Here is a 13,597-nt window from a genome sequence, read left to right on the forward strand (position 1 = left end):
TAACATCCAGTTGGATCGTAAATGGTGCCGCACAGTTTGCAACTGGAGGTTCGGTATCCTCTACAGTCACAGAATCTGAAGCACTATTTGTACATCCATTAGCATCGCTAAAGGTATATGTCAATATATGTGTTCCATTACCCGCAGCCCCTGCATCGAATGTGTATGTCATACCATTTCCATCATCAGTAACTCCTGCACCGCTATAAACACCACCTACTGGTGTTCCGCCACCTTGAGCTGTGAGTATTGCATTAGGACAAAGAGGACTAACTGGAGCTGTAAATGACACTACAGGAAGCGCAAATACTTCAACATCATCAGTTGCAGATGAACCTCCTTGAGTATATGTTAAAATATGAGTACCCACTCCTGCGCTAGCAGGGTCAAAGCTATAAGTGGTTCCATTGCCATCATCGGTAACGCCAGCTCCACTATAAATTCCCCCTGTTGGCGTACCGCCGCCAAGACCAGTTTGAACACCAGCATCTATACATAGATTAGCTAATGCTGTAAAAGTAGCAGCAACTGCTGAAAATACTTCAACATCGTCTGAAGCGTTTAAAGAAGATCCACAAGGATCTGTAAAATTATAGGTTAGGGTATGAATACCAACACCAGCTGCGGCAGGATCAAAGCTATAAGTTGTTCCGTTACCGTCGTCTGTAACACCGGCTCCACTATAAACTCCTCCTATTGGAGTACCGCTGCCAAGACCAGTTTGGACCCCGGCATTTACAAGTAGATCTGCTAATGCTGTATAATCAGCAGATGTGTAATAGGCAAATCCTATTGTATTAGAGGCTTGTGTTACAATACCGCTAATACTGGCTTTAGATGAAACATTGTTATAGCTATAGGAGTTTGGAGTAGAACCACAATCAAAAATAGTATTATTAAAATAACCCGGAAATGTATCACCTTCATCACCACTATTGTAATTATTATTCAGATCGTTGTCTCCATCTGCTTGTTCAAGATTAACACGATATCTAGCTGGGTTCGTATTGTTTCCTATGGATTTGTCAATATGATATATACACAGTCCTGATCCCGGTAAAAAAGCATCCCACCCAATTTGCTGCCTATTTTCTAATAAGAAGTATTCAGTCGCAACCGTGGTGTTCAAACGATAGGAATCGGGAGAGTTTTGAGAATAATCCATATTACTGATAGTACCTGAGCCACTAAGTAATGTTGGTACCATCCAGGCCATTTCATCTTTACAATAAATAGAAGGATGCGCAGGTGTTTTTCCGGAGTTGTTCCAAGTACCTCCAGCCATTAAACACCAATTACCTAATCCACGAGAACCTCCATCGGTATCGTATAAATCAGGAAGCCCTAGCGCATGACCTAATTCATGGCACATTACACCTATGTTTGTAATATTTGTGGTCCCAAATTTCTCGGCTTGAATAATATAGTCGTTAATTGACTTTCCATCGTAAGTTACTTGTAAGCCACCAGCAGCCAAGGACCATCTATGTGACCAGATGTCACTTGCGTTTCCGGATTCTTCCGCGCCACGGCCGGAGTGAATTACCATTACCACATCAACGGCTCCATCATTATCACCGTCATAATTTGCAAAATTAACACCAGCTGCTTCAGCTCTGTCAATTGCTTCACGAATAAGTGGAACTGCATTTTGAAAATTTCTATTGTTTATATTATCAACTCCGTAGGTCGCGCGATTATTAATTGATGTAAACCAACCAGCAACGTCGGTATTAATTGTCAGGTTTCCATAAGAAGCGGCTAGATAAAAGTCGCGAAAACTTCCCGTTTGTCCATTAACATTATATCCAACCTGATTGCTAAGATTATTAAATTCGGTATTTGAATAGGTTGCAAGTTGATCGGGGTATTGTATTAATAAAAGCAATGCTTTCCGAATACCAAAGGATGGAAAAACGTTCTGGAGGGAAATTCCTGAAGGAACTTGAGCTGCATTAATAATAGAAACCCTATTTCTTAGAGGCTCTCCAACATAACGTGCATTTTTATTTAAGGAATTTAATGTTTGTCTATCCTGTGAATTCCTTTCAGTGGTTTCAGACACGTTTACATTAGTTATGTACAAATCGCCGTCAACGCCTTGGGCTACGTATTTAAAATATTTATCCGTAGGGTCTTGCATAACTGTATATCCGTCTACAGTCTCCAAATAAGTCATTCTGCCAACGGTTAAAATCCTTCCTTTAAAGGTTTTGCCGTTTGGCTGTTCCATTTCAGTTATATATGGAAAGTGAGAAACTCCACAAAATTCATTTCCCTGAGTTGGTATAACAGAGGTAATATCGCCAGGCATCTGGGTTGGATTAGCTTGTACACCTTTCTGAACCTCTGAAGGGGAAAGGTAGCGCTGACTACTTTCAGCAAATTGTGCACTACTTTGCCATGTGCAGCAAACTACTACAATGGCTATTAATACTTGGGTAATTTTCTTCATAATAGTTTCATTCTAAGTTGGTTGGTTTGTTTTAAAGCCTAAGGTTTGGCTTTTCTTTTTTAAAGATGAAAGCGGTTTAGGTTCGGGTGACAAGCTACGGTCAATTAAACTCGTATAACATAAGTAGTACTACGTAGATAAGGCGTAGTGCACTTCGCACTAATTAGCAGCTTTATAAATATTAAGTTTTGGGTGTTGTTGGTTGAAAGGGGTGGCCTCGTTACACTTCGACCCTTCGATTGCCCTTCGACTCCGCTCAGGGCAAACTTAGCTCAGCACAGGCAAATTTGAAGTCGCTGTCGCTCATTCAAATTCACTTGGCCGCCTTTGATTTTGTTTTTTTAAAAGTACTATTATAGGTCCCTGAGTGTTTTGCCGCTAGACAAAATTTATCAAAGGGCCGGCCTATTGTCTATTCGCCCCCTTTTGAAATTCTTTCAATAAAAAACCTCTTCCCTTAATAACTCGTCGCTCGAACTTCTAACTTCATACTTCCAAATTCATAGCTGCTACTGCCCTCCCTTAATAGGATCACGCTGGGTTCTTACAGTCATGTCGCTTATATCCACAGAGCCCACTGGTTCTTTGCCTCGGCTCATTGGCATATCTTTCAAAACAGGATAACGAAGCAGTGATAACTAGTTGCAATTGTTAAAGATTTACTTCTATCGTCTGTGGTTTGAAGGTTTTTTCATAATTTAGCGCTACATGAAATCATTAATTCACAAAACAATAGCTGTTTTTATGGCGGGGGTAGTTCTTTTTACTACCATGTCCTTTGCTGTAGATATGCATTATTGTGGTGATACATTGGTTGATTTTTCTTTTATTCAGCAGGTAGGCTCATGTGGTATGGAGGAAATGCCCACTGTTGCAAATTGTGAAAATTCTTCAATAACTGAAAAATCTTGTTGTAAAGATCAGCAGTTGATTAAGCAAGGAAAAGACGACTTAAAAATTTCCTTTGAACAATTATCATTGCAGCAACAAATTTTTGTCGCTTCCCTTTCATATTCTTATATCAGTATTTTTGAAGGAACAGAATCTAACGTTGTTCCTTTTGTTGCCTATCCACCTCCTTTCATTGAACGGGATGTGCAAGTGCTGCACCAGACTTTCTTAATTTGATTTTTAGACAGTAATTTTTTTGCCCTGCGGTATTTCCGTTTTGGGCACGTTTTGTTGTGTTCAATTTATTGAAACCAGAAAAACAATTAATCTATTAACTGTTTAATTATCAAAGTTTATGCTAAATAAAAGCATCAAATTTCTCATAGAAAACAAACTCGTTGCTGTTCTAATGCTCATTGCTTTTGTGGGCTTTGGAACGGTTTACGCACCCTTTAATTGGAATACTGGTTTTTTGCCATCAGACCCTGTGGCTGTTGATGCCATTCCTGATATTGGCGAAAACCAACAGATTGTTTTTACTAAATGGGACGGTAGGTCGCCTCAGGATATTGAAGACCAAATAACCTATCCGTTGACCACTACGCTTTTGGGTATTCCCGGTGTGAAAACTATTCGTAGTTCTTCCATGTTTGGGTTTTCAAGTATCTATATCATTTTTGATGAGGATATCGAATTTTATTGGAGCCGTAGCCGCATCCTTGAAAAACTCAATTCCCTACCCAGTGGTCTTTTGCCAGAAGGTGTTAACCCAGCTTTGGGTCCTGATGCCACAGGATTAGGACAAATATTTTGGTACACACTCGAAGGACGCGATAAAGATGGCAATGTAACAGGAGGCTGGGATTTGCAGGAACTGCGAAGTATTCAGGATTACTACGTTAAGTATGCACTTGCCTCAGCCAGCGGTGTTTCTGAAGTAGCATCCATTGGCGGCTACGTAAAAGAATATCAGATAGACGTGAATCCTGAACTGATGCGCCAGTACAACATTAGCTTGGCCGAAGTTGTAAAAGCGGTAAAGGAAAGCAATAAGGACATTGGCGCACAAACCTTGGAAATTAATCAGGCAGAATACCTCGTTCGTGGTTTGGGTTATGTGAAATCTGTGGCAGATATTGAAAATGCTGTTGTTACATCAGAAAATTATACGTCTATTAAGATTAGTGATATTGCCAATGTTTCACTTGGTCCTGCGGCAAGAAGGGGCATTTTGGACAAGGAAGGTGCCGAGGTTGTGGGGGCTGTTGTGGTGGCCCGATATGGGGCAAACCCAATGGAAGTCATCACGAACGTAAAGGAAAAAATTGAGGAGTTAAGCAAAGGATTGCCTACAAAAGTGCTGGCCGATGGCAGAACTTCACAAGTAACTATTGTTCCTTTTTATGATCGGACCGAACTCATACAGGAAACATTGGGCACGCTCAATGAAGCACTTACGTTGGAAATCCTTATCACTATTTTGGTAATTGTCGTGATGGTTTTCAATCTTCGGGCATCGATTCTTATATCGGGTCTCTTGCCAGTAGCAGTGTTGATGGTTTTCATTGCCATGAAATTTTTTGGGGTTGACGCCAATATTGTAGCCCTTTCAGGTATTGCAATTGCAATAGGCACCATGGTCGATGTGGGAATTATCTTGGCAGAAAATATTATTCGGCATTTGGATGAGGAAAATGAAAAAATGGAAGCTGGAAGTCAGAAGTTGGCAGATCCTGAATCCAACATACAGCCCACTGCCTCTAAATTCCAACGATTACCTATCAATACAATCGTGTATAACGCAACTGCCGAAGTTTCAGGGGCTATTGTTACTGCGGTATTAACAACCATTATTAGTTTTATTCCCGTATTTACGATGATTGGGGCAGAGGGTAAGCTCTTCCGTCCGCTTGCATTTACAAAAACGTTTGCCTTAACGGCTTCTATTATCATTGCTTTGTTTTTGATTCCTCCATTTGCAGCCTTCTTATTTAAAAGTAGAAAAATAAGAAGAAGCACCAATTATGGCATCAACGGATTGCTATTGTTGGCAGGGTTTATTGCGGTTATTTTTGGGCATTGGGTTGGTATTATCCTTATTGGCTTCAGTTTTGTTGCATTTGCTAAAATTCGCGGCAGTTGGTCAAAAGAGCGTTCCAATAAATATAGCATCTATTTATCTGCCGCAGCCATAGTTTTTCTTTTGGCGGAATATTGGCGGCCTTTGGGAGTGGATAAAAGTGTGTTTGTAAATCTCATTTTTGTCGCAATTATTTGCTTTGGCCTGTTGGCAAGTTTTTTACTTTTTAAAAACTATTATTCCCGAATCCTTAAATGGGCATTGGAAAACAGATTGCTGTTCTTGTCTATTCCCACAACGCTCTTGATCCTCGGGTTCATTATATTCAAAAATACCGGCAAGGAATTTATGCCTTCGCTCAATGAAGGTTCCTTCCTATTGATGCCAACTTCAATGCCACATGCTGGCGTGGAAGAAAATAAACGGGTGCTTCAACAATTGGACATGGCGGTGGCAAGTATACCCGAAATTGAAACAGTTGTCGGTAAATCCGGACGTACGGAATCTGCACTCGATCCGGCACCTTTATCAATGTATGAAAATATGATTCAGTACAAACCTGAATATATGCTGAAAGAGGGTGAACGGCAACGTTTTAAAGTTGATGAAGAAGGTTTCTTTATTCGGAAGGATAGCAGTTTTATTGTCAATCCAAATAATAATGTCAGTTCGAGCGCAGTCGAGAACGCTCGAAAAGCTGGAAAAAGCATCTCGACTGCGCTCGATGTGACAGCAAAAGATTTGATAGAAGATGACGATGGCGAATTCTTCCGAAACTGGCGACCGGAAATCAATTCCCCAGACGATATTTGGAATGAAATTGTAAGAGTTACAAAGTTTCCAGGTGTTACTTCAGCACCCAAACTGCAACCCATTGAAACCCGTTTGGTCATGTTGCAGACCGGCATGCGCGCCCCCATGGGCATAAAAGTGAAAGGTCAGGATTTAAAACAAATTGAAGCCTTTGGGATTCAATTGGAAGGTATCCTAAAACAGGCCGAAGGCGTGAAAGAGGAAGCCGTTTTTGCAGATCGGATTGTGGGCAAACCTTATTTGCTAATTGACATTGATAGAACAAAATTATCCCGTTACGGAATTACTATCGAGGATGTTCAAAATGTGCTGAAAGTAGCCGTTGGCGGAATGGTGTTAACCCAAACCGTGGAAGGCAGGGAGCGTTATGGGGTTAGGGTTCGTTATCCTCGTGAATTACGTGGAGATCCATCAGATTTGAAAAGCATTTATATACCCGTTGAAAATGGCAATCCTGTTCCTTTGAGCGAGGTGGCAACCATTAAATACGAACAAGGTCCACAAGTGATAAAAAGCGAAGATACTTTTTTGGTGGGCTATGTACTTTTTGACAAACTGGATGGTTTTGCCGAAGTGAATGTCGTGGAAAATGCACAGGCGCTTATTCAACAAAAAATAGACAATGGCGAATTGGTAATGCCGAAAGGCATAAGTTATAAATTCACTGGAACTTATGAAAACCAGTTGCGTGCCGAAAAAACCTTGTCCGTCATCGTGCCTTTGGCGCTGGCAGTCATATTTTTGATATTGTATTTCCAGTTCCGTTCGGTTTCTACGACTTTTATGGTGTTTACAGGGATTGCGGTGGCCTTTGCAGGTGGTTTCGTTATGATTTGGTTTTATGGGCAGGATTGGTTTTTGAACTTCAACTTTTTTGGCGAAAACATGCGGGACCTCTTCAATATAAAAACTATCAATTTGAGCGTGGCGGTTTGGGTTGGCTTTATTGCGCTTTTCGGCATTGCAACAGACGATGGGGTAGTAATGGCAACCTATCTCACGCAGACTTTTGATAAAAATGACCCCACAGATATTGCAGAAATTCGAAGATCAACTTTGGAAGCCGCTTCAAAAAGAATCCGTCCTTGTTTAATGACCACTGTTACCACCATTTTGGCATTGTTGCCAGTACTAACTTCTACTGGAAAAGGTAGCGATATAATGCTACCAATGTCTATTCCAATTTTCGGCGGAATGCTTTTAGACACCACATCCTATTTCCTAGTGCCAGTACTTTATAGCTGGAGGAAGGAACGGATAGCGAAAAAAAGGATTCAAGAAATAAGATCCAAGAATCAAGACTAAAAAAAATGAAAATGCAACGATCAAATTATTTTATAAAACAAAAAGCCATGCTGTTTCTTGGCTCTTGGCTCTTGGTTCTCAATAGTTATGGGCAAGATTTACAGACCTACATAGACGAAGCTATCACCAATAGTCCCGAAATCCAAAAGGTTCTGTTCCAATCTGATATTGCTGATGAAAAAGTAAATGAAGCCAATTGGCTACCGAATACTGAAGTTAGCGCAGGATATTTTGTAAGTGAGCCAGAAACTCGAGTAGGTGCGCAAAAGGCGCGTTTTTCCGTGAAGCAGATGCTCCCTTGGTTTGGAACGATTACAGCGAGGGAAAACTACGCGTCGTCAATGGCCGAAGCCCAATATGTGGAAGTGACCATCGCAAAACGAAAGCTCGCGCTTTCCGTTTCACAATACTATTATCAACTTTATGAAATAAGGGCCAAACAAGAAGTCCTTGATAAAAACATAGGGCTCCTAAAGACTTATGAACAGCTAGCACTCACTTCAGTGGAAGTAGGTAAGGCATCTGCTGTGGACGTTTTGCGATTACAAATGCGGCAGAATGAGCTGCAACAGGAAAAAGACGTTTTGCTACAACAAAACAAAGGAATACAGGCGGCGTTGAACAGTTTGGTGAACCGTGATTATGATACCGATGTATTGGTGGTGTCTTCACTGGAAATTCCAGAAGAGGACAATCTTTATAGTTATGAGTCACTTTCGGTAAATCCAGAACTACTCAAATACGATAAGCTTTATGAGTCTGTAACCCAATCGGAGCTGTTGAACCAACGGGATGCTTTGCCAATGTTCGGTTTAGGACTGGATTACATACCGGTTGCCGAACGTACCGATATGAATATGGTTGACAATGGAAAGGACATAGTGATGCCTATGGTATCAATATCGATTCCCATTTTCAACAAACGCTACAAGTCCGTTTCCAAGCAAAACGAACTACGCAAACAGGAGATTCAATCCCAAAAGGACGAAAGGCTGAATGTACTGAAGGCCGATTTGTCGAAGGCCATTTCCCAGCGGAACCAAGCCCGTATAAAGTTCAATACCCAACAGAAAAACCTAGTACAGGCCCAAAATGCAGAGGACATCCTTATCAAAAATTACGAAACTGGAACGATTGATTTTAACGATGTGTTGGATATTCAAGAACTGCAATTAAAGTTTCAAATGAGCCAAATTGAATCGGTTAAAAATTATCATGTACAATCCACTATCATCAATTACTTAACCAAATAAACATTTAAAATAATTATATAAAAAATTGAAAATGAACCACTTAAAATATATGCTGCTTCTAATGTTGATGGGATGCCAAACGCTATTCAGTCAAAATATTTATGAACAATCCAAAGAAGGAAATACCGAAAACCGTCCTGTTCGCGAATATACCCTGACCATAAAGGAAGAAATGGTAAACAAGGCAGGCAAGGATGTAAAGGGAATGACCGTAAACGGTACAATCCCAGGACCAACTTTGGAATTTACCGAAGGCGAATACGCTGTCATTTATGTGAAAAACGAAATGAAGGAAGAGACTTCCGTCCATTGGCATGGAATAATTATCCCAAATTTTTACGATGGTGTTCCCTATTTGACCACACCACCAATTCGTCCCGGCGAAACATTCAAATATGAATTTCCCATAACACAGGCTGGGACCTATTGGTACCATTCGCATACAATGTTGCAGGAACAAAGCGGTGTTTTTGGCTCTATTGTTATAAATCCAAAAGAAAAAACCTTGGATTATGATACAGATTTGGTCTTGATGCTTTCCGATTGGACAAACGAAAAACCGATGAATGTACTGCGCAACCTAAAGCGTGGCAACGAATGGTACGGAATAAAAAAAGGTACGTCCACACCATTGAACCAAGTGATTGCACGCAGTGCATTTGGCGCACAGCTCGATTTTTGGCGACAACGGATGGAAGGTGCAGATATAGCCGACATCTATTATCCCGCTTTTTTGGTAAACGGTCAACAAAATCCAGAATACCCCGATTATAAGGCAGGCGAAAAAGTGAGGCTACGGATAATCAACGGTTCGGCCTCTACTCAATTTTGGATGACTTTTGGTGGCGAAATGCCCACATTAGTTGCTGCTGATGGACTGGATGTAGTACCCGTCCAAAAAAACAAAACCTTTATAGCCATCGCCGAAACCTATGATTTTATAGTAACGATCCCCGAAAATGGCAAAATTGAGTTCCGGGCAATGGCACAGGATGGCTCGGGCACTGCAACCGCCTTTATTGGAAATGGTAAAGTGATACCTGCGGAAGTAGTTCCAAGACCCGATAAAATTAAGATGATGCAGCAAATGGCAAAAATGGATATGAAAATGGGAGCCCACGCCTTAAAATTCCAGCCAAAGAAAGACGAACGCTATGAGATGAAAGAGGAATACGGAATGCAAATGGATCATTCAAAAATGGACCATTCCAAAATGGAAATGAAAGATGAAAAAATGGATATGGAAATGTCTACAGATTCAATGATGAAAGGTAAAATGGACAATGTGCAAATGGGTGATATGGATGGAATGCAAATGTTTTCAGAATATAATTACGATTACCTAAAATCACCTAAAAAAACAACCTATCCCAAGGATGTTCCGGTAAAGGAAATCCTCTTGAACCTTACCGGAAATATGAACCGCTATATCTGGAGTATGAACGGGGTACCACTTTCGGAAACCGACCAGATTAAAATAAACCACAAGGAAGTTACCCGAATTACACTTAATAACCTAACGATGATGCACCACCCAATGCACCTTCACGGTCACTTTTTTAGGGTCATCAATGAGAATGGAGAGTACTCGCCCTTAAAACATACGGTTAATGTGCCGCCAATGGGGGAGGTGACCATAGAGTTCTACGGTAACGAGTATGGCGATTGGTTTTTTCATTGCCATATTCTGTACCATATGATGAGTGGGATGGCAAGGGTTATGAGTTATGACACGACGAGAGACAACCGTTTGAATGGTTATCCTATAAGCGGTTTGATTTCCGAGGCCGATAAATATTATACATGGGCAACGGTAGATGCGACATCACATATGACGGAATTAAACTTTGTAACCTCAAACATTCGCAACCAATTCAATGTAAGCGCAGAATACGGTTGGAACCAAAATCTGGAAGCCGAAGTAACTTATGAACGCTATCTACACGATTATTTACGGGTTTTCGGTGGAGTGAATATTGAAAATGAAATGGAAGGCAGTTTGGATGAAATTACAACTACTGCCATAGCGGGAGTTCGCTATCTCACACCTTACCTCTTTAATCTGGATGTGCGAATCGATAGTAAGTTGCGACCTCAAATAAGTTTAAGTCGTGAAATACTGATTTTTCCAAGAACAGCCATTTTTGGAATGTATGAATACCAAGCTAATTTCGGTTGGGTTGATGACCTTTCTTTTGGAGATAATTTCACAAACGAAGTTACTTGGAAGGCAGGAGTAAAATATTTTTTATCACGAAACTTTTCATTGATGGCGAGCTACGACAACCGTTTTGGAGCGGGTGGTGGACTTTCAGTGAGATTTTAATAAATAATAATATTAATTTAAATGTAAAACAAAATGAAGAATTTAAAAGTAGCAACAGCAATTGTGGCAATGGCTTTCGTAAGCCTAACAACAATGTCATGTAGAGACACCAAAAAGGAAGATTTGCACGACGATGGAATGCATTCTGAAATGCCAGAAGAAGGTAATCATGATGATTCTATGATGAATCACGAAAATTCAATGATGGATGAAAATGATTCAATAATGAATCACGATACTTCAATGATGGACCACAACAATACGGATAGGTCCAATACTGTAATGGATTCCAAAATGCAGAATTCCGATGCAAAACAAGTGGTGGCAGATTATATGGCACTGAAAGATGCTTTGGTGGCAACCAATAAAGAGGATGCTGCAAAGGCTGGAAAGAAACTTGAAAGCACATTGAAGGGTTTTAATGTAAGCAGTTACTCTGCTGAACAGCAAAAGGAACTGAAAGATATTATTGAAGACGCAATGGAGCATGCAGAACATATTGGCAAAAGTGAAATGGACCACCAACGTGAACATTTCAAAATATTGAGCAAGGATATAACCGATATGGTTGCCATTACCGGCACGGAAACTACTTTATACCAACAATTTTGCCCAATGTACGATGGTGGCAGTGCGTGGTTAAGTAGGAGCAAGGACATAAAGAATCCATATTATGGTAGCAAAATGCTGAATTGCGGAAAAGTGGAGAAAGAAATAAATTAAGGGCTGTAAGCTGTATGCTTTAGGCTGATTTTGGGATGTTGAACCATTTGATGCATTAAATCAATCTTATTATGAAGATTCTAAGAATCATATTGATTATTTTATTGATTGCGTTTGTGGGCATGCAGTTTGTGCCCACAAGGCGTAACCAAAGTAATATAGTGCCAAAAACCGATTTTTTGGTGGTCAACAATCCATCAAAGAACGTTAATACTATATTGCAAGAATCCTGCTATGATTGCCACAGCAACAATACGGACTATCCTTGGTACAATAAGATGCAACCGATAGCTTGGTTTTTGGAGCATCATATAAAAGAAGGAAAGGACGAATTGAATTTCAACGAATGGGATACGTATTCCGAGAGAAGAAAAAATAGCAAGCTCAACGCGATGATCCATCAAATTGAAGACGAAGAAATGCCTCTCTATTCGTATGTTTTAATGCATAGGGATGCTGAGATTTCAAAAGATGAAAGACAAACTCTTGTAGCGTATTTAAGGATTTTAAAGAAAAATCACGAATAATGAAACACACATATAAAATACACGGAATGACCTGCGGAGGCTGTAAAGCATCTGTAGAAAAATATTTGGGTCAGTTAGATAATGTAACTAAGGTGGTCGCAAATGTTGAAAAAGGAGGGGCCGAAGTTACAATGAGCGGCCATATCTCTGCCCAAACCCTTCAAAATGTTCTTCCTGAAAAGTATCTTCTTTCGGAAAAGGAAACCAAAAACATATTCCATTCTGCATACAGCACTTCGCATAAAATTGAAGAAAAATCAAAAATCCAACAATAAACATGATCACGTCAACGAAAACAGAATAAATAGTAATCTAAAAATTAAATATTATGAGAACATTAGTAACACTTTTAACGGTAATTGGTCTTTTTACATTAACATGCTGTAAACAAGATACAGATGGAAACACAATGATGAACCATAATGGAGGTTACCATTACTGGGGAATGCATGTGGGCTGGTGGTTTTTCATACTCCTAATTGTAATAGTATTGATAGTGTTATTTTTCAATTTCACAAAAAGAAAAGGAAACCAATAATATATTCCATTCTGCAAATAACACTTCTGATACTGTGGAAGAAAATTCAATAATAAACATAATCACGTCAACGAAAACAGAATAAATAAATAGTAATCTAAAAATTAAATATTATGAGAACATTAGTAATGATTTTATCAGTAGTAGGCTTAATGACATTAAATAGTTGTAAGCAAGAACCAGATGTTCAGGCAATGCTTGAAAATACAGAAACAAGAAATGAGATTATGCAAACAATTGCAAATAATCCCAATTTTATGAATGAATTTATGGAGAATATGCAAGGCAATAATCAAGCAATGCAAATGATGCAGGGAAATCACAAAATGATGAATATGATGATGAAGGGCGAAGGTATGAATATGATGAATGACAGTGTAACGTCAATGAATATGATGCAATCAATGATGAAAGATGGAAAAATGATGAATCAAATGATGCAAATGATGCATAATGAAGGGATGATGAGCGAAGATTGTATGAAATCCGGTATGAAGATGATGAGCGATAAAGGTATGAATATGGGCGGTATGGCAGACAATCACAGCAATAACCTTGAGTAATAAAATCAAGAAATTATGATGTATTTATGGATTATTCCATTTCTAATTGTCCTATTGGCACTTTGGTATTTTAGAAAAGAAAAATAGTATAAACCAGTAGGAATTTAGGGACGCTTATTGCCA

At 39.6% G+C, this 13,597-nt stretch carries 10 protein-coding genes; 9 read left to right on the plus strand and 1 reads right to left on the minus strand.

What is annotated here, in order from left to right:
- The coding region (locus ESU54_RS16080) for a M6 family metalloprotease domain-containing protein (protein WP_146848149.1) at positions 1 to 2,455 on the minus strand (2,455 nt) is incomplete at its 3' end.
- Between the two features lie 708 nt (positions 2,456 to 3,163).
- Between ESU54_RS16080 and ESU54_RS16085 the strand changes: the two genes are divergently transcribed.
- The 9 genes from ESU54_RS16085 to ESU54_RS16125 all read left to right on the plus strand — a co-directional run bounded on the left by ESU54_RS16085 (position 3,164) and on the right by ESU54_RS16125 (position 13,474).
- A complete protein-coding gene (locus ESU54_RS16085; RefSeq protein WP_111844919.1) occupies positions 3,164 to 3,583 on the plus strand; it encodes an HYC_CC_PP family protein in 420 nt (139 codons plus the stop codon).
- A 118-nt stretch (positions 3,584 to 3,701) separates the two neighbouring features.
- On the plus strand, positions 3,702 to 7,544 hold the full coding sequence (locus tag ESU54_RS16090) for an efflux RND transporter permease subunit (RefSeq protein ID WP_111844918.1): 3,843 nt from the start codon (positions 3,702 to 3,704) through the stop codon (positions 7,542 to 7,544).
- 47 nt (positions 7,545 to 7,591) lie between these two features.
- On the plus strand, positions 7,592 to 8,797 hold the full coding sequence (locus ESU54_RS16095) for a TolC family protein (protein WP_235004593.1): 1,206 nt from the start codon (positions 7,592 to 7,594) through the stop codon (positions 8,795 to 8,797).
- A 31-nt stretch (positions 8,798 to 8,828) separates the two neighbouring features.
- Positions 8,829 to 11,123, plus strand: a complete 2,295-nt coding sequence (locus ESU54_RS16100; protein ID WP_111844916.1) for a multicopper oxidase domain-containing protein — start codon at positions 8,829 to 8,831, stop codon at positions 11,121 to 11,123.
- 33 nt (positions 11,124 to 11,156) lie between these two features.
- The gene (locus tag ESU54_RS16105) at positions 11,157 to 11,846 is read left to right on the plus strand and encodes a DUF3347 domain-containing protein (protein WP_111844915.1); all 690 of its coding nucleotides are present in this window, start codon (positions 11,157 to 11,159) and stop codon (positions 11,844 to 11,846) included.
- A 71-nt stretch (positions 11,847 to 11,917) separates the two neighbouring features.
- A complete protein-coding gene (locus ESU54_RS16110; RefSeq protein WP_111844914.1) occupies positions 11,918 to 12,373 on the plus strand; it encodes a heme-binding domain-containing protein in 456 nt (151 codons plus the stop codon).
- Positions 12,373 to 12,648: a heavy-metal-associated domain-containing protein gene (locus ESU54_RS16115; protein ID WP_111844913.1), complete on the plus strand. Its 276-nt coding sequence runs from the start codon at positions 12,373 to 12,375 to the stop codon at positions 12,646 to 12,648. The genes ESU54_RS16110 and ESU54_RS16115 overlap by 1 nt, the downstream gene beginning before the upstream one ends.
- A gap of 53 nt (positions 12,649 to 12,701) precedes the next feature.
- Entirely contained in the window at positions 12,702 to 12,911 is a 210-nt protein-coding gene (locus ESU54_RS16120; RefSeq protein ID WP_146743735.1) for a hypothetical protein, read from the plus strand.
- Positions 12,912 to 13,024: 113 nt separating this feature from the next.
- Positions 13,025 to 13,474, plus strand: a complete 450-nt coding sequence (locus ESU54_RS16125; RefSeq protein WP_111844912.1) for a hypothetical protein — start codon at positions 13,025 to 13,027, stop codon at positions 13,472 to 13,474.
- Positions 13,475 to 13,597: the final 123 nt, after the last annotated feature.

The sequence above is a fragment of the Aequorivita antarctica genome, from assembly GCF_007997155.1.
Classification (GTDB): Bacteria; Bacteroidota; Bacteroidia; order Flavobacteriales; family Flavobacteriaceae; genus Aequorivita; species Aequorivita antarctica.

Bases quoted from the DNA above. Each gene is read 5' to 3' on its own strand.
- ESU54_RS16085 (WP_111844919.1), top strand. From the start codon at position 3,164: ATGAAATCATTAATTCACAAAACAATAGCTGTTTTTATGGCGGGGGTA.
- ESU54_RS16090 (WP_111844918.1), top strand. From the start codon at position 3,702: ATGCTAAATAAAAGCATCAAATTTCTCATAGAAAACAAACTCGTTGCT.
- ESU54_RS16095 (WP_235004593.1), top strand. From the start codon at position 7,592: ATGCTGTTTCTTGGCTCTTGGCTCTTGGTTCTCAATAGTTATGGGCAA.
- ESU54_RS16100 (WP_111844916.1), top strand. From the start codon at position 8,829: ATGAACCACTTAAAATATATGCTGCTTCTAATGTTGATGGGATGCCAA.
- ESU54_RS16105 (WP_111844915.1), top strand. From the start codon at position 11,157: ATGAAGAATTTAAAAGTAGCAACAGCAATTGTGGCAATGGCTTTCGTA.
- ESU54_RS16110 (WP_111844914.1), top strand. From the start codon at position 11,918: ATGAAGATTCTAAGAATCATATTGATTATTTTATTGATTGCGTTTGTG.
- ESU54_RS16115 (WP_111844913.1), top strand. From the start codon at position 12,373: ATGAAACACACATATAAAATACACGGAATGACCTGCGGAGGCTGTAAA.
- ESU54_RS16120 (WP_146743735.1), top strand. From the start codon at position 12,702: ATGAGAACATTAGTAACACTTTTAACGGTAATTGGTCTTTTTACATTA.
- ESU54_RS16125 (WP_111844912.1), top strand. From the start codon at position 13,025: ATGAGAACATTAGTAATGATTTTATCAGTAGTAGGCTTAATGACATTA.